The following is a 19,597-nucleotide window of genomic DNA, read 5'->3' as shown; positions in this document are numbered from 1 at the left end:
TATGCTGGTAATTTATTCGGTCGTGCTCTTTTTTTCTTTGAACGACAGGAAGAATAACAGGAACACAGCTGCAGCAATAGAAGCCGGTATCAGCCAAATCATTCTCCAATCGTGACCTGCAGGGCCGTTATAGCTGTCAGATATCTTGCCTGCCACGAAAAAGCCTATTAACATACCAACACCATAAGTAGCGAGAGTAATCATACCCTGTGCGGCACTTTTGTATTGCACACCAGCTTTCGAGTCGGTATAGATCTGACCAGATACAAAGAAAAAGTCGTAACAAACACCATGAAGCGCTAAACCAATTAGCAGCATAAAGCTCAAATCGCCGGCATTGCCGTAGGCGAACAGAACGTAGCGTACCGCCCAGGCAAGCATACCAACAAGTATTGTCCATTTAAAGCCTGCTTTTTTGAAGAAAATAGGCAAGCAAAGCAGGAATAATAATTCTGATATCTGCCCAATGGTCATTTTACCGGTTGGATTATCCATCTTAATATCGGTAAGGAAGCTATTGGCATTTTGGTAATAAAATGCCAGCGGAATACAAATCAATATCGAGGCAACAAAAAAGATGGCGTAGTTTGGATCCTTCAGCAACTTTAAAGCATCCAGGCCAAGAACCTGGCTGATGCTTACTTTTTCGCCTTTGGCAACCTTAGGTGGGGTTGCAGGCAAAGTGAAGCTGAACACACCCAACACAGCCGAAGCTATGCCAGCCATGAGGAATGTATTTTTCAGCATACCCTGGCCAATGCCTTCCTGTGAATCCCAGTGAAAAATGTAGCTGATAGCTATACCCGCTATGATCCAGCCTGCGGTACCGAAAATCCTTATTGATGAAAATTCCTTTTCCGGATCAGTCATCTGGTTAAACGATACCGAGTTTACAAGCGCCAGCGTTGGCATGTAAAGCACCATATAACCTAACACATAGGGATAAAATACAGAAACATCGACAGCCGTATACATTTGATACATTAAAGCTGCACCTACTAAATGAAGTACACCTAATATCTTTTCAGCATTAAAATACCTGTCAGCAATTAAGCCGATAATGAACGGGGCAATAATAGCGCCCCACGATTGTGTAGAAAAAACTTCGCCGGATTGTGCGCCAGTAGCATGAAGCGTTTTATCCAAAAAAGTACCTAAAGTTACAAACCATGCGCCCCAGATGAAAAACTCCAGGAACATCATGAACGATAGTTTTGATCTTATCCCTATGGTCATGAAAATTTAATTATTTTTTTAATGATAGAATGTATTTAACGATTTCTTTGGCATCGCTTTCAGGCAATGAAGGGTGTGGAGTCATGGCAATGTTACCCCAGTTACCGCTACCGCCGGCGATGATCTTTTTAGCCAGCATGTCGATGTTGGCATCTGAAGCTTCGTATTTAGCTGCTATTTCCTGAAATGCAGGGCCGATAACTTTAGTGTCAACTTTATGACAGGTGCTGCAATCTAATGTTGCAATTAATTTTTCGCCGGCTGATGAAGCTGCAGAACCACCTGCTGATTCGGTACCGGTTTTTGCTACTACAGTATCAGCATTAGCATCGGCAGCTTTAGCTGATTGGTTTGCACCGTTAGTGCTGTCGCTGCCACCGGTGTTTTTTGATGAATTTCCGCCACAGGCAGCAAACGCCGCACTGATACAAAGAATAACGAATACTTTTTTCATAAAGATTAATTGTGGTTTATGATGATAACCTAACAGAAAATCTGTTCCTTAACAAAGCCTCTGCTGTTTTTCATCACGTAATTTTAATTGGGTTGGTTAATCAGGCGAAAATTACAACTTTTTATCATAATTAAAACCCTATTAAACCGATATAGCACCTAATGAAGCGGTTTTTTTACGTGAACGCATATAAATTACCAGCCCCACAAATGCTACGATTAATGCAACCGGGATAATCAGCGTTGTATTCAACACTTCCGGACCTGCTGCCGACCGTGCAGCATCAAACGCCTTGGCCATGTCCGAACCCGCCGGCGCCGAGCGGTAAGCATCCAAACTTGCCCCTGCCGGTAATTTCGAAACCATGATTTTATCATAAAAACCGCCCATGAACATCATATAAATGGATACCCCGAACATACCGGCGCCACCCATCAGGTTTAAACCTACGGCACCTGTGCGTGGCAAGTTTTCGGCCACAAAGCCTATCATACATGGCCAAAAGAAAGCTACACCTAAACCAAAAACAACCGCTGCAAAATAGATAGCATCGCCGTGCAAATGCACCATCAGGTAAATACCCAATGCAGATAAAATGGCTGAGATCAGCAATACTCCCTGTGGTGCCAATTTGTGCACAATAGGGCTTGCGAATGCACGGCCCAACACCTGTACAGAGGCAACAAAGGTTAAAATGAGTATTGCATTATCTGTAACGGTTTTGAATAAAACATCAGTCCATTGGTTGGTAAATAACTCGGTAATAGCTGTACCGAACATGCAAATGATCATGAACAGAAACAGCGGATTGACCAACGCCATATACATATCCTCGGTACTTACGCCTGCCGATACACGCTCCGTAACCGGGAAATCCAGTTTCGAAAACAGGAAACCGTACGCAATAGTAGGGATCAGCATCAATGCGATTTCTACCTGCGAGATCCAGTATGGTTTCGGTGATACACCATGCGCCAGAGCTGTATCTAACCCAAATACTATTAACGTACCAATAACGATACCAGCCGGAAACCAAAGGTGAAAGTGGTTAAGCTTGGTTGTTTTATTGTCCGTATACAACGACGCCACAAGCGGATTGCACGAAGCCTCCACCGTGCCGTTGGCAATGCCTATCATTAAAGTCGAGAGGAACAGTGTCCAGTAGCCATTGGCAAAAATGGTAAGCAGGATTCCCACCAGGTGAAATACAAAGGCAGATACCAATAGTTTTTTCATACCGATGATATCAACAATAAAGCCCCCGATAATAATAGCCAGCGGAAATCCCCAGAAGGCGGTGGCCGCAATGGTGCCTAATTGTGAAGCGTTCAGGTGGAATCTTACGCCCTGGTCGCTCAGGATCCCGGCACGGATACCGAATGATAATGAAGTTACCAGCAACGACAGGCAGCTTGCCCTGAATAGCTGTGCACGGTTAATAGTTTGCATTTTAAATTACTTTAGGTTATTTGATAATTGGTTAATTGGCTGTATCAAAATGCACTTTGCTGACGGTTTATTTCAGCATTTTTCTTACTTTGTGAATCCCATCTTCACGAGGCAGGCGTATTAAATTAAAACATGAAACCTTGCGCTCATTTATAATGAGTGCTTAATTTGGTTTGGCGATTGTATCGCCAGGCGCGTTACAAACGCGAAGCCACATTACGCACTCGTTAAAAACGAGCGCGAGACTGGTCTTTCGCTATCGCTACCCATGACAAAATTGAAAATCCTTCATCATTCCTCACAATGACGGAAACACTACATGTCATTGCGAGCGTAGCGCGGCAATCGCATGCTTTACAGAGTGGCCCTGTATAGCATGCGATTGCTTCGTCGTTCCTCCTCGCAATGACATGGGTGGTTTTATATCCCCAACGTCTTCCTGTTAAATGCGTCATCAGAACCTGATGCTGCGAAATCGTCAAAAGCACGTTCTGTTACACGGATAATATGATCTTTGATGAATTGGGCACCTTCTCTTGCGCCGTCTTCCGGATGTTTAAGCGCGCATTCCCATTCAAGCACAGCCCATCCTTTGTAATCATATTGTGTTAATTTGCTAAAGATCGATTTAAAATCAACCTGTCCATCGCCCAATGAACGGAAACGACCGGCACGGTTAACCCAGTTTTGGTAGCCTCCATAAACACCCTGGCGCCCGGTTGGGTTAAACTCGGCATCCTTAACATGGAACATTTTGATACGTTCATGATACAGATCAATATACTCCAGGTAATCCAGGCATTGCAATACAAAATGCGACGGATCATACAGTAAGTTAGCACGTTTGTGGCCTTTTACATGATCAAGGAACATCTCGTAAGTGATACCGTCATGCAGGTCTTCGCCCGGGTGAATCTCATAGCAAAGGTCGATGCCGTTCTCTTCGTAAACATCCAAAATCGGTGTCCAGCGTTTAGCTAATTCGCCAAAAGCCGTTTCAACAATACCGGCAGGGCGTTGAGGCCATGGGTATACCATAGGCCAAAGCAGCGCACCGCTAAATGTAACCGATGCATTTAAACCTAAATTTTTTGATGCCTGTGCAGCATATTTCAATTGCTGTACAGCCCATTTTTGTCTTTCGGCCGGGTTACCGCGCAGATGTTCAGGTGCAAAACCATCAAACAGTGCATCATAAACCGGGTTTACAGCTACCAGCTGACCTTGCAGGTGAGTTGATAGTTCGGTAATTTCCAAACCGGCGGCATTTACTATACCCTTAATCTCATCAGCATAAGTTTTGCTTTCGGCAGCTTTTTGCAAATCAATGAAACGGGTATCGTTTGTTGGCAGCTGAACGCCTTTATAACCCAGGCCAGCTGCCCATTGACAAATAGATTCAAGGCTGTTAAATGGTGCCGCGTCTCCTATAAATTGTGCTATAAATATGGCAGGTCCTTTTATAGTAGTCATGTTTTTTGTTTTAAGTAGATGGTAAATTAAATAGTGAAATCAGTCCATTTAAGGTCCGACTTACCTGATGCTATCACATTTTCGATAAAGGCCATTCCGCGAACACCTTCTTCGATACCAGGGAAATCCAATTCTTCAGGAGTAGCTTCTTTACCTTCCAAACCGGCTTTTACTGTTAAAGCGAAGTTACGGTACAGGTTGGCAAAAGCTTCCAAATAACCTTCCGGGTGGCCGGCAGGTGTACGTGTATTATGCTGCGCGAATGAACTGGTATAACCACCGCCCGTACGCCAGGTTTCGGCAGGTTTATCGGTGTACATCACAGTTAATGAATTAGCATCACTTTGGTGCCATTCTAAACCACCTTTTTCACCATAAACCCTGATCTTCACATTATTTTCTTCGCCGGCAGCAATCTGGGTAGCAGTAAGTACGCCGCTTGCACCATTGTTGAATTTCAATAAGGCAGCGCCATCGTCGTCCAGCTTGCGGCCAGGAACTACAATGTTGATATCAGCGCAAATTTTTGTCACCTCTAAACCTGTAACGTACTCGGCCAGGTTAAAGGCGTGTGTACCTATATCGCCCATAGCACCTGCAATCCCGCTTTTACCCGGATCGGTACGCCATGAAGCCTGTTTGTTATCTTCTCCTTCTAAAAATGTACTTAACCATCCCTGCGGATACTCAACGTAAACTTTTTTAACAGCACCTATGGCACCTGCTTTTATCAGCTGCTTAGCTTCCTTAATCATCGGGTAGCCGGTGTAAGTGTGTGTAAGGCAAAACAGTTTACCTGACGCCTTTACTACTTTTTCCAGTTCTTTAGCCTCTTCAAGCGAAAAGGTCATGGGTTTATCAAGCACCACGTGAAAACCATTCTCCAGCGCCATTTTGGTTGGGGCAAAATGCACGTGGTTTGGCGTTACGATGCTGATCACCTGCACGCGCTCGTTCTCGGGCAGTTGCTTTTCTTTTTCAATTAGTTCCTGGTATGAGCTGTATGAGCGGCTTGCAGGTAAGCCCAGCAAAAGGCCGCTGGCTTGCGATTTTTCGGCATTGCTGCTAAAAGCGCCGCAAACCAGTTCATATTCGCCATCAATACGGGCGGCTATGCGGTGCACAGCACCAATAAAGGCACCTTGTCCGCCGCCAATCATTCCTAATCTTAATTTCATTTGTTTTTGTTGGGGTTGATGTTTTGAATTAAAGGCTTCTCAATCGATTGTATACGTCAAAAACAGCATTACATCATAATGCTGTTTTTGACAATAATTTCATTGGGATAATCACCAAAGGTATGATCAATTGATATTGCAATTTTTTAGGTTGCCCAGGCTTTATCGCCTTTTTTGTATGGCAGGTTACCATCATATTTACCCGGAACGGCAATATAACGTAATGCCTGTGTAGCACCCGGTTTTGAAGTGAAGAAACCCAGCAGGGTTAATTCTTTCAGCATTCTGAAGTAATGGTTAGGATCTTCAGGCTTTTTAGTTTTGGTATAATCTTTTTGTTCTTTGTCAAGCGCAGTTAACAGCTCGGTACGCTGCTCCGGAGTAGCCTCCAGAAACTTTTTACCATATTTTTTGTCGCTTGCATCATTCAGGTCTTTCAAACCTTTAGTGAAAATTTTCTGATCATCGGCAGTGTAGCAATCCTGTACCATTACGGTCATAAACTTGCCAATTTCGGCTGCTTTAGCACCTGGGGTTGAGGTTGCAGGCAAAATGGTTTCGCCAATTTCGTCCATCAGGGCCACATCATCCTGTGTAAAAAGATCGTTTACTTTTGGCGAAGATGATTTACATCCGGAGATGAAAAACTCGGCGCCGATGATGGTACCGCCAAGGATCAAACCTACCCTGCCTATCGCTTCTCTTCTATTCATGTTTAATTATTGATTTAATGAATTAGTGAATTAGTTGGGTTAGTGAATTAGTGTTTACCAAGCTTACGAAGTTTTAGAAACTTCGTAAGCCTCTTCCCAACTAATCACGTATTCCTAAATTACGCTTTTAACACGAAACCTTCGCGGTAATCGCGTTTTATGTATTGGTTAACTGCATCAAAGTTGGTAACTTTCATAGCCTGGTTGTCCCAAACTAATTTTACCCTGCCGCCTTGCAACTCATGACCGCGAACCGCAAGGTTTGCCATCAATAATGCCTCCGTAAGCGGACCAGCCTTATCAAACGATGAGCTTAGCTCTGTTTTACCGTAACCGGCGATACAACCTTCAACCCATTGTGCGTAGTGACCTTCGGCACCGCCTGGTACGCGAGCCCATTTTTGCGGAGCTTTTGCATCTTTGGTCAATGATTTTGGTAACAACGTTGGCGCATCAGAATAAGTACTTGCATACATTTTTCCTTTTGTTCCGATGAATAATGTACCGTTGCCTTCTTCGCCGCCAAATTTTTCGCTTGCTAACAACTCAACAGGTCTTTCAGGCTGAATACCACCGTCCATCCAGTGAAGGGTAACATCACCTTTAGTTTTTTCGGTTTTAGGGAATGTTAATGTGATGTGGCTTGACGGAGGGCAGCTTTCAGGGAAGTGACCTTCTTTAAACTCATCTACATAAACGCTGCCAACGCTGGCCTGAACATCTTTTGCATACTGGATACCCAACACGCGGAAAGGAGCCTCAACCAGGTGACAGCCCATATCGCCAAGGGCACCGGTTCCATAATCCCACCAGCCGCGCCAGTTAAATGGTACAAGTTTATCAACGTAGTCTTTTTTAGGCGCTGTACCTAACCACAGGTCCCAATCCAACTCTTTAGGGATGTTTGGCTGTGGCGGCGGCCATGCAATACCTTGTGGCCAAACAGGGCGGTTTGTCCAGCAATAAACGGTGTGTACATCACCAATCAGGTCGGCATCATACCACTCTGAAAGTAAACGTGTGCCATCGTTTGATGAACCCTGGTTACCCATTTGTGTTACCACTTTATATTTTTTGGCAGCCTCGGTTAACATACGAGCTTCCCAAATGTCATGGGTTAATGGTTTCTGAACATAAACGTGCTTGTTTAACTGCATCGCATTGTATGTGATGATAGCATGGTTATGGTCTGGTGTTGAAACCGATACGGCATCAAAATGCTTGTGTTCTTTGTCAAACATTTCGCGCCAGTCTTTATAATACTTTGCTTTAGGGAAATCGCTGCGTGATTTGGCCGATCTTCTGTCGTCCACGTCGCACAGGAAAGCGATTTCAGCTTTACCGCTTTTGTAAAAGTTAGCAATATCGCTTTGGCCTTTACCACCGGCACCTACGCCGGCAATCAATAACTTGTCGCTTGGAGCTATAAAACCTTTACCGCCCAAAACATGGCGCGGAACTATCATAAAACCAGCGGCTGCAATAGCGCTGCTTTTGATAAATTGCCGTCTTGACGGGTTTGGGGTTTTGTCCTTTTCTTCAGTCATAGGGTGTTTTTTATTAGGTTGTTTTTATGTGATGCAGATTAAATTTCTCCCTTTTTAAGTGCGTCAACTGCATAGTTAGCAGCACGTGCAGTTAATGCCATATAGGTAAGCGATGGGTTTTGGCATGCTGCAGATGTCATACATGATCCGTCAGTAACAAATACGTTTTTAGCATCCCAAACCTGGTTCCATTGGTTTAATACTGAGGTTTTTGGATCGCGGCCCATACGTGCAGTACCCATTTCGTGAATACCACGGCCAAGGAACGGATTAGTGCTGGATGTTTGCACATCTTTAGCGCCAATTGCTTCAAGCATTTCTTTACCGTCTTTTTCCATATCGATACGCATTTTCAGCTCGTTTGCTTTTAATTCGGCATCAATGGCAACAACAGGCAAGCCCCATTTATCTTTTTTGGTTTTGTCGATAGTAACTTTGTTGTCGTGGTAAGGCAATGTTTCGCCGAAAGCGCCCATACCTATATGCCATGAACCTGGTTCAGTCAACGCATCCTTAAATGCACCGCCTATGTTCAGTTCGGCAATATCACGGCTCCAGCCTTCGCGGCTTGCCGACCCCTGGTAACCGAACCCACGGATATAATCACGCTTTTCGCCGTTGAGGTTACGGTAGCGCGGGATATAGAAACCATTTGCACGGCGACCGAAATAATATTTATCCTCATAGCCTTCAATCCTGCCATAAGCGCTAACATTAAGGTGGTGGTCCATCAGGTTGTGGCCCAACTCACCGCTACTGCTGCCTAAACCGCCTTCCCAAACATCAGTTGCTGAGTTCATCAGGATCCAGGCCGAGTTAATGGTCGAAGCGTTTACGAATACGATCTTAGCGAAGTATTCATATGTTTTATTGGTTTCAGCATCCAGTACTTCTACGCCTTTAGCTTTTTTGGTGTCTTTATCGTACAATATTTTGGTAACGATAGACCAAGGACGAACGGTTAAATTACCAGTAGCCATAGCTGCAGGCAAAGTAGCCGATTGTGTGCTGAAATAAGCTCCGAACGGACAACCTAACCAGCATTTATTACGGTACTGGCAGTTTGTACGGTTATTATGCGGCACCGTGATATTGGCTGTGCGACCAATGATCATGTGACGTGCTTCTTTATAGAATTCTTTAAGGCGTTTTGAAACGTCTTTTTCAACTACGTTCATTTCCATAGGTGGCATAAAATCGCCATCAGGAAGAATTGGTAAACCATCTTTATTACCAGAGATACCGGCAAATTGCTCGGCATAGCTATACCATGGAGCAATATCTTTATAACGGATAGGCCAATCAACAGCGATGCCATCTTTTAAGTTGGCTTCAAAGTCAACATCAGCCCAACGATACGACTGGCGTCCCCACATTAGTGAACGACCACCTACGTGATAACCACGGAACCAGTCGAACCTTTTGATTTCGGTGTAAGGGCTGTCTTTGTCACTTGCCCAATAGTCAAGGTTTGTTTCATTTAACGGATAGTCGCGCTTAAGAACCGGGTAATCATCGATCATTTTTTGGGTACGGCCTCCTCTGTGCGGAAATTCCCATGGATCTTTGGTTGCGTTTACGTAATCTTTAATATGCTCGATATTACGACCACGCTCAAGCATGATGGTTTTCAAACCCTTTTGTGTAAGTTCCTTGGCAGCCCACCCGCCTGAAATTCCTGAGCCAATGACTATTGCGTCATAAGTGTTTGCAGACATACGAATAATATGATTAGTTTAATTTGTTTAGTACTTGGTTATCTCGCTAAATGTATGAATAAAATTCATTTTCCAAAATTACATTGTGTTTTTTTTACACATAGCCTCTTTATCAGTTAGCAGTTTTCGGTTGGCAGTTGGCAGTTATCTGTCGGCCGTTCGCTCCCATTTCTTTATTAGCAGCTTAATCAAACATCAACACTTTTCAACTGCCTACTGTCTACTCAAAACTGCAAACTAAATATTCCCCTTCTTCATCTCGCTCATAGCATAATCAGCAGCACGCGCGGTAAAGGCCATATAGGTTAATGATGGGTTTTGGCATGAGGTTGAGGTCATGCTGGCGCCATCGGTAACAAATACGTTTTTAACACTGTGCACCTGGTTCCACTTGTTTAATATCGATGTTTTAGGATCATTACCCATGCGTGCGCCACCCATTTCGTGGATATCCAAACCCGGTGCCCGTCTATCAGTACTGGCTTTGATATTGGTAAAGCCTGCACTGGTAAACATCTCGGTTAACTGCTCCACATAGTCCTTTTTCATTTTTTCATCGTTATCGTCATAATCGATGTTCATTTTCAGCAATGGTACTCCCCAGGCGTCTTTCTGCTTGTCATCGAGGCTTACAAAATTGCTTTCCTTCGGAATAGTTTCGCCCATCATGTGCGAGCCTACATGCCACGGACCAAGCTCTTTATTAGCCAGGTTATCTTTCAGGCTACTGCCTACACCATCCCAGCTACGTTGCGGATATCTATACGCGCCAAAGCCGGAAGCGTAGCCACGCAAAAAGTCTGTCTCCTGTTTATATACGTTCCTGAACCTTGGAATATAACCGCCGCCGGCAGGATTACGACCATCTGTAGTCCATTCCTTAGCGCCATCATACTCGGCACCAATATGGGCCGAATAGTTATGGAACGCCACATATTTACCCAGCACACCGCTATCGTTACCCAAGCCATTAGGGAATCGGTGCGATTTGGAGTTAAGCAATATCAGGTTGGTATTTAACGCTGCTGCATTCACAAAGATTACTTTGGCGTAATACTCAATAGCTTCTTTGGTGTTGGTATCAATAACCCTTACTCCGGTTGCTTTGCCAAGCTTCTCATCATAAATAATGGATTCCACTACCGAGAATGGCCTTAGTGTTGCGTGTCCTGATTTTAAAGCCCATGGAATGGTAGTAGCATTTGCGCTGAAATACCCGCCAAACGGACAACCACGCTCGCATATAGTGCGCCTTTGACATTGTACACGCCCCTGATCTAAATGGATCTGGTTAGGGGTTGACAAGTGTGCACAACGTGCGCTGATCACGTAGCGGTTTTTGTAATTGCTTTTTACGTGATCTCGGAAATATTCTTCAACAGTATTTAATGGAAATGCGGGTAGAAACTCCCCGTCCGGCAATTCGGCAATACCGTCGCGGTTGCCGGAGATCCCGGCAAATTTCTCTACATAACTATACCATGGCGCAATATCCTTATAACGGATAGGCCAGTCGACAGCGAAACCGTCGCGGGCGGGACCTTCAAAATCAAAATCGCTCCAGCGCTGGGTTTGACGTGCCCAAAGCAGTGATTTACCGCCAACCTGGTACCCGCGGATCCAATCGAATGGTTTATCCTGTATATAGGGATGCTCGGCATCTTTAACAAAAAAATGTGCAGCACTTTCGCCAAATGCATAGCAGCGGTTTACTATTGGATTAGCCTCCTGAACAGCCATCGGCAATTCGCCGCGGTGCTCAAACTCCCAGGGGTACATATTGGTAGTGGGATAGTCTTTTATGTGTTTTACATCGCGGCCCCGCTCCAATATCAGCGTTTTCAACCCTTTATCTGTAAACTCTTTAGCAGCCCATCCCCCGCTCATACCCGAGCCAATTACTATCGCGTCGAAGGTGCGTTCCTTAACGCTGTCGATATTTAAATTAGCCATTACTTATACTGCTTGCTTTTGTTTATAAGGGAAATGTGCATTGTACCTGCCCGGCACAAGCTCATATACCACTATATTGGTCATGAAATATTTTGAATTGGTGTAACCGTTTATGGTTTGCCTTTTTACGATGCTGTAAAACTTTTTAAGTTCGGGCGAATATTTGCCTGCCGGTGGGGTGGCCGGTGCAGCATCCTTCTTGTCGCCGCTTTTCTGTGCGGCAGCTTCTTCCGCTTTACCTTCCTTTTCTATATCCAGTAAAAATGCCTCCCGGGTTTTGGTATCCAACTGGTCAAACGTTTTACTATATAATTTTTGAGATTGATCTGCAAAATGTTCCATACCGGTTACAAATGCCTGCTGATCTTCTTTTTTATAGCAATCATCCAGCATTTTCAATACAAATAAATGCAATAGCAGGTCTTTAGCGCCCGGCGTTGTTGTTTTGGGAATAATAGTTTCCGAAACATCACCTATCAACTGCTCCAGATTGGCAGTGATGTCGATATTTTTGAGTGCAACCTTCGACTTTGTTTTATCCTGTGAGCAGGCCGGGAGCAATGCTGCCCCTCCTATTATCAAAGCCAGGTTTTTAATGACGGTACGCCGGTCCATTGTTTAAACTAAATTGTTTTAGCGAAGCCCATTTTATCTACCATGTTATATTTTAACTATTGGACAGAAAAGGGTAAGGCTTATTATGATTTATAACGTATCTCCAAACTTAATAATTACAATTTAAAATCAAAGCCTGTAAAAATTAAATCTTCACGAGGGTGTAAGTTATGCTTTATACTATCAATACCCCCATTTTTTCATGATTTGTAAATCAATTTTTACACAATCGATGGGATCCATGCCCTGGTATGATTCCTGCTCAATGATAAACAACGAAGTACCACCTTTTTTTGCGCCGGCCTTAACAATATCCCTAACCGGCAGTATTCCTTTGCCTAAAATGGTGCTTTCTGTATCATCACCGTTATGCGGTGGTACCTTAATTTCGTCTTTTACGTGCATTGACTGGAACCTGCCAGGATATTTATTGATAAACTCTAACGCCATACCACCTGTGCTGAACATGTTGCCAATATCAATTTGCTGGGCAACCAAAGCCGGATCGGTATTTTGAATGATATAATCATAAAGCGTGATATCACCTACTTTGGTACTGATCTCAAAGTTGTGGTTATGATAACCAAACATCATGGACGATTGCTTGCACAGCTCACCGCATTTATTAAACTGCTCCATTGCACGTTTCAGGGCATCGGTGTCTGTACGTACCTTTTCGTCCAGCCACGGACTTATCACAAATTTTTGCCCCATTGTGGCCGCATCTTCTACGGTATATTTCCAGGCATCGGTAAAGTCATTTTTAGATGCATCCCAGTGTTGAGCCGTCATTACGGTATGCCCACTTGGCATTTTCAGGTCAAGGTCGGCCAGGATCTTTTTAAACTCTTTGGCCGTATAGCCATAAAATTTCCTGTCGATATAATTAGCATGTTCCACATGGGCATAACCCGCATCAGCAATCTTTTTAAGCGTCCCCTGCGGATCGGCTTTCATGGCGTCGCGTACACTATAAAGCTGCACCCCTACCCTTTTAAGCTTACTTTCCGTAGCGGCAAATAAACTATCAGGAAGTAATGCCGCCCCGGCTACTGCCATTGCGCCGGTTTTTAAAAATGATCTGCGTGATGTATACATGGTTATATGTTTAAGGTTATTTTGCTATAGGAAATACAGGAAACAATAGATCAGAGTTACTCACAAAAGCAAGGTGCTTGCTATCCGAAGCCCATGACGGGGTGTTAATAGTACCCTGTCCGCCGTATAAATAAGCAACAACTTTTGACGGACCGCCATCAACTGGCATTACCCGTAAATATACATGTTTATAAAATGGATGATCGCCGGGGGCAACTTCGCTTTTCAGGAAGGTGATATAAACTATCCATTTACCATCCGGCGAAACATGCGGAAACCAATTGTTATAATCATCGTTAGTTAGCTGGGTTTGTTCGCTGCCGTCGGCTTTCATCCGCCAAACCTGCATCAGGCCGCTGCGTACCGAGTTGAAGTAGATATACTTTCCATCCGGTGAATATTCAGGGCCATCATCAAGTCCGGGAGTATTGGTGAGACGCTCTTCGGGACCACCGTTCGCCGGGATGCGGTATACATCAAACTCCTTATTGCGTTCGCCGCAAAAAACGATGTACTTTTTATCGGGCGACCAGCCGTGCATATAGCTTGCACCATGCCCGGTTTGTGTTACCCGGGTTGCCTCCCCTCCTGCCGATGACACAGTGTAACCAATGGAAGGCCCCCCATCACCGCTGCTAATGGCCAGCATTTTGCCATCGAAGGAAAGCACGTGGTCGTTGTTGTTATTTTTAGCGATGCCTGTATTGAGTACTGCTGGCGTATGCGATTTAAGATCAAATTTATAAAGTGAGCCTTCGCTGTTATAAATAAGCGATTTGCCATCAAGCATCCAGTTTGGTGCCTGGATCGATTTTAGCGACTGATAGATTACGGTTGCATTCTGACTCTCCAGGTCGAGCAGTTCAATGGCGCTGCCTAAGTATTGTTTATAAGGTACCAGGTTTGGCGGTGCGGGTGTAACAATACGTGTATTATTGAATATCGCTTTTTCTGTAACATCTGCATTGTGTGAGCAGATGAAAATCCCTACGTAAACATCATCGCCCAAATCAAGATCAGTTACCTCTTCACTCACAAACAAATCACCTTTGCGCGCTACCGACATGGTGTAGGTATTGCCTTTACGTTCAAGCTGAATTACATCGGCGGCAGTGATAGATGCTTTCTTTTCTTCGGTAACACCGCTTACCGTTTTACGGTATTGCAGCGAGGTTAGGCCATCGCCATGAACAACCGCATTGATATGTTTTGACTTTGAATCGAGCGTTGTACGTACCATTAAACCTACCTTGCGGTGTGCCTCAACGCCTTTGCCTATAAATGCTGCACTGGTGCGGAGGATGAAATCGCCTTTCATTTTCTTCCACACAAAATGAAAGTCATCATGTGTAGCCCAGATATTTTGACCCGAACCGCTGAGTGTATACTGCTGTAGCTTGGCATCATATACCCCACTACCCGCATGTTTAACCGTGCCTACATCGGTTTGTCCGTCAAAAATTCCGGGACCTTGTGCGTTTGCTTTTGTAACTAAAAGAGCAAAGTAAGCCAGGCATAAAACAAAACTGAATATTTTACTGCGCATTGGTTTTTAGGCGTTTAGTGTGCACTATAATCGGTTCACTAAAGGTATATAATCAATTTGCAATTAAGATAGTACTATTTTAACATTTCTCCTGATTTTTTAAATATAGCCAGATTTTTACAAAGTGTACTTTTAACACCTTAAAGAGCTTTCCATTGTAACAAAATGGGTGTCCCAATTTTTTGATTCTCCATAAAAAAGCAGAAAAGCCCCCTATGCTCTTTTTTGTTAAAACGGGCATGTTCCAAATTCTGAGTGTAGAAACGCGGAACACCTTCTCCATGAAACATATTGATAATCAAACAATTGGCATCCCGACCAAAACAACATCAAATCACTGATAATCAATAATTAAAACTATTAAGAGTAAAACAAAGCAATTACAGGGCGGCGATGAACCATCTCTCAATTTTTCGTTTTTTCTGATATTTTTTGAGCTTTTTTTAAGCATCGTTATTGTGTTGCCTGTGGTGGTGACAAAATGGTGCCACCAATATTTTTTCGGAGTTGTGGTATTATTGCTGCGCTGCCCGAAGTCTTCGACTTCGGGGCGAGACGAAATTTTTCTGGTGTTCGAAAAATGCAGATCGGTTTGAAATGCTGGTTAAAAAAGCCAACATTCTAAATACCAAAAAGGCCATAGCAATCATCTCGCTATGGCCTTCCATATATAATACTATAAAAGCTGCTTACTCCGCCGATACCAATATCTCTTTAACGGGTATAGCCACAGGTACAATAACAGGAACAGGCGTACAATACTCCTTCAAAAAATCAGCTTTCGAATCCCGGTATGAGCTTACCGCCCCCAGCATACTCATCATTTTAATATAGCACCAGGCCAGGTCAAACTGGTATGGTTTAAAGCCCGAACGGGCACTTTTAGGATACAGGTGGTGGTTATTATGCCACTCGCCTGCTACATAGCCCGGCCATAATTGGTTGATTGACATATCCTCGCGGTTATGATCGATTCCATCTCGGCGCATATCCTTTCCTTTGCCATGACCTTCATAATTAAACGTACGAACACCAACTGCCCAGATCCCTGCCGAACCAAATACTGCGCAGGCAAGGGCAGGTCCGCCTAAAAGGTAGAAAGCAGTAAACCAAAAGCCCCAGTTAAGTATGATGCCAATGATGGTGCGTGTTGGGTTGGCAAGGGTTCCCCATTTTTGATATTGCTTGTAAGTATTAGTGGTTACCCCGGTATGCTTCATCAGGTTAACGCATTTCTTATAGCAGGCCTCATCCATGTTGCGGGCTATTGGCTGGTGATTAACATCAGCCAGAAAGCAATACATAAAACCACCTTGTGCATTGTACGGATCACCCGGCTGATCAGATAACGCGTGGTGCACGTGGTGCGATACGGCGTAAATCTCTTCGGGAATAATTTTAAGCGTAAGATTTTGGGTAAAAAAGCGCCAGAATTTATTTTTAAAAGTATAAGCGCCATGTGTACAATACCGGTGATGCCAGATAGTGCCATGGGTGCCCATAATGATCATGCTGTATACAAAGGCAACGATAAGACCTGTAATACTGAAATATTTAAAAATGAACAGGCCCAAAAACGGTACCAAAGCCACAACCAGCGTCCAGCTTAAAAATGAAAGCCAGTTTTTTTTATCACTGAATACGTTGATCCGCTTAAAAAATTCTTTTACAATTTGTTTGTTAGTGGGTTTCGAGAGGTTGCCAAGTTCATCTGTCCAACCATATGCAGGTGGTTCGAGCACAGTGTTTAAAAATGCCATTAAGTTTTTGGGAGGTTAGTTTAAGAGTGGGGAATATCTGTCTATTTTGTCACAATATAGTAAAAAGTACTTATTGCTTATACGTAACAACGGGATAAATAGATTTAAATTACCCAACAAATGATTAAAACTTTTTCAAAATAATTAAATTACTTTATAGGAAATTATAAAAGTTAATATCAGCTACATATTGCTTAATAAGCATTAACCATGTAGCAAAACTGTAGATTTTTAATAGGAATAATTTTTGAGGAAAGATTAATCTGTTACCAGGGGAAGACTAAAACTAAAGATACTGCCCTTATTCACTTCAGAATTTACCCAAAGCGTGCCGCCGTTAAAGTCAATAAGCTCCCTGCATAAAAATAAGCCAACGCCCGTCCCTTTCTCACCGGAAGTACCTGTTGCTGTATATTTGGTATTCAGGCTAAATAATTGTTCAAGCTTTTCGGCCGGGATGCCGTTGCCCGTATCCGCAATACTAATTACAAGAGTGTTTTGAACAACAACGCTTGATAAAGTAATGACGCCCTTATCGCTTGTAAACTTAATAGCGTTGCTAACTAGGTTGCTTAAAACCACTTTAATATGCCTTTCATCGGCCTGCACGCACATACCGGGTAAAGCCACATTTTCAAACCTGATATTTTTTTGCTGAAAAAGGTAGCTGAAGATCCGCTCCATTTCAACACCGATCAGATAAATATCAACGGCCGATGGCTCATGGTTAATGCCTTTAATTTGACTACCCGCCCATTCAAGTAAATTTGAAAGCGTTAACTCGGCTCCCTGCACTACCGGTTCAATCTCCTTCATCAGGCTTTGTACCTCCGCATCGGTTAAAACGTTAGTGTTGTACAGGCGTAATATAGCATGCAGGTTGGCAAGTGGCGTACGCAGGTCATGCCCTATAACAGCCAGCAACTTATCTTTAAGACTGTTGATACCGGCCAAGTTTGAAGATTGTTCTTCTATCAGCTCATTCTGAATTAGCAAGGCTTTGTGCTGCTTACGCATCCGGTTAGTTAAAACCCGTTTTTGCTTATAATGGTAATAGGTAATTGACAAAGCTAATATCACAACAAACAACGCAACAAGCAATATAATGATGATTGTTTTCTGCAGGTGGATTTTTCCGCTGTACTCCTTAGTTTTTTGCTCTACAGCTGCAATGGCGTTAAGGCGACTGTTCAACTCAAAATAACTTTGGATCAGCTCGGTATTTTTGCGTTTATTGGTAGCGTTAAGGCTGTCGAGCGCCTGGATATATTTTTTTTGGTAGGCCAGTGACTGTACCATATCATGCTTTTGCTCAAAGCTATAGGTAATGGTTTTGTAGGCCGAAGAAATACCGTCCATGACACCAATGCTGTCTGATAATGCTGCACCTTGCCGGGCAAGACCAATAGCTTTATCAAACTGGTTCAATGAATTGTAAATAGTAGCCTGTTCAGTAAACGAGATAGCCCTTAAGCGCTTATTATTAACCAGGTAACTCATATGCAGAGCTGTATCAGAATAAGCTATTGCCTGCGAATATTGCCCCTTTAACCTGTAAGCATTAGCAAGCCGGCTATAGAGTATACAAATAGCGGGCTTATCATTTATAGTACGACTAAGCTGCATGGCAAGTTTAGCAAGAGCAATGCCTTTATCATACTGCTTAAGCTTGGCGTAAACAAATGAACGTTCGTTGTAAACTTCGGCCAGCATTTTTGAATCGTGCCCCGCAAGCCGGACGGCTATATTCAGGTTTTTTAAAGCCTTACCATAGTTCTGCAAATCGGTATAAGCACGGCCTATCGAACTGTAACAGTGAGCAAGTACCAGTGGCTTATTTTGTGGCAGATAAGTTAAAGCCGAATTAAAATAAAACAAACTGATAGGATAATACGACTGCGACCAGTATACATGGCCCAAATTCATGAAAGCGCGACCGGTACCTTCGTTATATTTTATTTTTTCCGAAAGCAGTAAAGCATGCTCGGCCATCGCCCTCGCCTCGTGGGGAGTGCTAACGTAGGTATCTTCAATAAGCTTGTTAAGGCTATCGATAGTTTTGATTAATGGCCCCGAATTTTGGGAATAAGTTTCGCCTGCTTTTTGGGCATACGTACTACCATGCATCAATAACAGCAATAATAAACCTACGGGCCTCCTCATTCGCAAACAGTTTCAGACTGCAATCTAATAATAAACTTGATGTGGGCAATAGCTATCCTGCAACCAGGCACCGCTCGCCCTGCAGCATTGCAATACAATGCTCGTAGTTATCAGGCATTTGAATCTGCTCAACTTCCTTCATATAACTTTGCTTAATTTCTTTACGGCGGCGCGCTTCAATAAAACGCCTTACCTGTTCGCGGTTTTCCAGCACCAGACCGGGTACTTTGGCGGGTTTATTAAACTCATCTTTAGCTACCATAGTAAAGTAGCTGGTATTGGTATGTTTTACTGAGTGATTTTTGATATTTTCAGATATCACCCTGATGCCTACAACCAGCGATGTATTGCCAACATAGTTTACCGATGCCATGAGCGATACCAGTTCGCCAACCTCTACGGGTTGCAAAAAATCCACTGTATCAATAGAGGCTGTTACGCAATAATTGCCGGCATGCTTGGCAGCACATACATAGGCTACTTTATCCATCAGCGAAAGCAAAATACCCCCGTGAATTTTGCCGCCAAAATTGGAGTATGAAGGGATCATCAGCTCGGTAATGGTGGCTTGTGAAAAGGCTACGCTTTTATAGCCGTCGATATCGGATAAAGTGCTCATAATGATGTTAAGATAGTATAAGGTTATGCACTAAAATACAATTTATGCAACATTAGTATTACATAGGGTTAAATG

Annotated in this window: 15 protein-coding genes; all 15 read right to left on the bottom strand. The window is 43.4% G+C overall.

Annotated features, from left to right (window positions below; translation table 11 throughout):
• Nucleotides 1–12 precede the first annotated feature (12 nt).
• On the bottom strand, nt 13–1,236 hold the full coding sequence (locus tag BMX50_RS15575) for a nucleoside permease (protein WP_091211457.1): 1,224 nt from the start codon (nt 1,234–1,236) through the stop codon (nt 13–15).
• Nucleotides 1,237–1,246: 10 nt separating this feature from the next.
• Nucleotides 1,247–1,690, bottom strand: a complete 444-nt coding sequence (locus BMX50_RS15570) for a c-type cytochrome (protein ID WP_091211456.1) — start codon at nt 1,688–1,690, stop codon at nt 1,247–1,249.
• A gap of 141 nt (nt 1,691–1,831) precedes the next feature.
• Nucleotides 1,832–3,139, bottom strand: a complete 1,308-nt coding sequence (locus BMX50_RS15565; RefSeq protein WP_091211455.1) for an MFS transporter — start codon at nt 3,137–3,139, stop codon at nt 1,832–1,834.
• A 420-nt stretch (nt 3,140–3,559) separates the two neighbouring features.
• Complete coding sequence (locus BMX50_RS15560) at nt 3,560–4,612, bottom strand: sugar phosphate isomerase/epimerase family protein (RefSeq protein WP_091211454.1); 1,053 nt, start codon at nt 4,610–4,612, stop codon at nt 3,560–3,562.
• Nucleotides 4,613–4,638: 26 nt separating this feature from the next.
• Entirely contained in the window at nt 4,639–5,790 is a 1,152-nt protein-coding gene (locus tag BMX50_RS15555; protein WP_244281007.1) for a Gfo/Idh/MocA family protein, read from the bottom strand.
• Nucleotides 5,791–5,936: 146 nt separating this feature from the next.
• Nucleotides 5,937–6,503, bottom strand: a complete 567-nt coding sequence (locus BMX50_RS15550; RefSeq protein WP_091211453.1) for a gluconate 2-dehydrogenase subunit 3 family protein — start codon at nt 6,501–6,503, stop codon at nt 5,937–5,939.
• A 119-nt stretch (nt 6,504–6,622) separates the two neighbouring features.
• Nucleotides 6,623–8,050: a Gfo/Idh/MocA family protein gene (locus tag BMX50_RS15545; RefSeq protein WP_091211452.1), complete on the bottom strand. Its 1,428-nt coding sequence runs from the start codon at nt 8,048–8,050 to the stop codon at nt 6,623–6,625.
• Between the two features lie 38 nt (nt 8,051–8,088).
• Nucleotides 8,089–9,768, bottom strand: coding sequence for a GMC oxidoreductase (locus tag BMX50_RS15540; protein WP_091211451.1), 1,680 nt, complete (start codon nt 9,766–9,768; stop codon nt 8,089–8,091).
• A 237-nt stretch (nt 9,769–10,005) separates the two neighbouring features.
• Nucleotides 10,006–11,721: a GMC oxidoreductase gene (locus BMX50_RS15535; protein WP_091211450.1), complete on the bottom strand. Its 1,716-nt coding sequence runs from the start codon at nt 11,719–11,721 to the stop codon at nt 10,006–10,008.
• 3 nt (nt 11,722–11,724) lie between these two features.
• On the bottom strand, nt 11,725–12,336 hold the full coding sequence (locus tag BMX50_RS15530) for a gluconate 2-dehydrogenase subunit 3 family protein (protein WP_091211449.1): 612 nt from the start codon (nt 12,334–12,336) through the stop codon (nt 11,725–11,727).
• A 183-nt stretch (nt 12,337–12,519) separates the two neighbouring features.
• A complete protein-coding gene (locus BMX50_RS15525) occupies nt 12,520–13,434 on the bottom strand; it encodes a TIM barrel protein (RefSeq protein ID WP_091211448.1) in 915 nt (304 codons plus the stop codon).
• A gap of 16 nt (nt 13,435–13,450) precedes the next feature.
• A complete protein-coding gene (locus BMX50_RS15520; protein WP_091211447.1) occupies nt 13,451–14,980 on the bottom strand; it encodes a TolB family protein in 1,530 nt (509 codons plus the stop codon).
• A gap of 689 nt (nt 14,981–15,669) precedes the next feature.
• The gene (locus tag BMX50_RS15515) at nt 15,670–16,740 is read right to left on the bottom strand and encodes a fatty acid desaturase (protein WP_091211446.1); all 1,071 of its coding nucleotides are present in this window, start codon (nt 16,738–16,740) and stop codon (nt 15,670–15,672) included.
• 258 nt (nt 16,741–16,998) lie between these two features.
• The gene (locus tag BMX50_RS15510) at nt 16,999–18,903 is read right to left on the bottom strand and encodes a tetratricopeptide repeat-containing sensor histidine kinase (RefSeq protein ID WP_091211445.1); all 1,905 of its coding nucleotides are present in this window, start codon (nt 18,901–18,903) and stop codon (nt 16,999–17,001) included.
• Nucleotides 18,904–18,955: 52 nt separating this feature from the next.
• A complete protein-coding gene (locus BMX50_RS15505) occupies nt 18,956–19,522 on the bottom strand; it encodes an acyl-CoA thioesterase (protein ID WP_091211444.1) in 567 nt (188 codons plus the stop codon).
• Nucleotides 19,523–19,597 lie beyond the last annotated feature (75 nt).

It is taken from the genome of Mucilaginibacter gossypiicola (assembly GCF_900110105.1).
Taxonomy (GTDB): domain Bacteria; phylum Bacteroidota; class Bacteroidia; order Sphingobacteriales; family Sphingobacteriaceae; genus Mucilaginibacter; species Mucilaginibacter gossypiicola.
The sequence above is the reverse complement of the archived record's forward strand: the minus strand, read 5'-3'. Positions and strand labels throughout refer to the sequence as shown.

What these genes read in the sequence shown, in the direction of transcription:
- BMX50_RS15560 (WP_091211454.1), bottom strand. Translation starts at nt 4,612, where the DNA reads ATGACTACTATAAAAGGACCTGCCATATTTATAGCACAATTTATAGGA.
- BMX50_RS15545 (WP_091211452.1), bottom strand. Translation starts at nt 8,050, where the DNA reads ATGACTGAAGAAAAGGACAAAACCCCAAACCCGTCAAGACGGCAATTT.
- BMX50_RS15530 (WP_091211449.1), bottom strand. Translation starts at nt 12,336, where the DNA reads ATGGACCGGCGTACCGTCATTAAAAACCTGGCTTTGATAATAGGAGGG.
- BMX50_RS15555 (WP_244281007.1), bottom strand. Translation starts at nt 5,790, where the DNA reads ATGAAATTAAGATTAGGAATGATTGGCGGCGGACAAGGTGCCTTTATT.
- BMX50_RS15565 (WP_091211455.1), bottom strand. Translation starts at nt 3,139, where the DNA reads ATGCAAACTATTAACCGTGCACAGCTATTCAGGGCAAGCTGCCTGTCG.
- BMX50_RS15535 (WP_091211450.1), bottom strand. Translation starts at nt 11,721, where the DNA reads ATGGCTAATTTAAATATCGACAGCGTTAAGGAACGCACCTTCGACGCG.
- BMX50_RS15515 (WP_091211446.1), bottom strand. Translation starts at nt 16,740, where the DNA reads ATGGCATTTTTAAACACTGTGCTCGAACCACCTGCATATGGTTGGACA.
- BMX50_RS15525 (WP_091211448.1), bottom strand. Translation starts at nt 13,434, where the DNA reads ATGTATACATCACGCAGATCATTTTTAAAAACCGGCGCAATGGCAGTA.
- BMX50_RS15510 (WP_091211445.1), bottom strand. Translation starts at nt 18,903, where the DNA reads ATGAGGAGGCCCGTAGGTTTATTATTGCTGTTATTGATGCATGGTAGT.
- BMX50_RS15540 (WP_091211451.1), bottom strand. Translation starts at nt 9,768, where the DNA reads ATGTCTGCAAACACTTATGACGCAATAGTCATTGGCTCAGGAATTTCA.
- BMX50_RS15575 (WP_091211457.1), bottom strand. Translation starts at nt 1,236, where the DNA reads ATGACCATAGGGATAAGATCAAAACTATCGTTCATGATGTTCCTGGAG.
- BMX50_RS15505 (WP_091211444.1), bottom strand. Translation starts at nt 19,522, where the DNA reads ATGAGCACTTTATCCGATATCGACGGCTATAAAAGCGTAGCCTTTTCA.
- BMX50_RS15570 (WP_091211456.1), bottom strand. Translation starts at nt 1,690, where the DNA reads ATGAAAAAAGTATTCGTTATTCTTTGTATCAGTGCGGCGTTTGCTGCC.
- BMX50_RS15550 (WP_091211453.1), bottom strand. Translation starts at nt 6,503, where the DNA reads ATGAATAGAAGAGAAGCGATAGGCAGGGTAGGTTTGATCCTTGGCGGT.
- BMX50_RS15520 (WP_091211447.1), bottom strand. Translation starts at nt 14,980, where the DNA reads ATGCGCAGTAAAATATTCAGTTTTGTTTTATGCCTGGCTTACTTTGCT.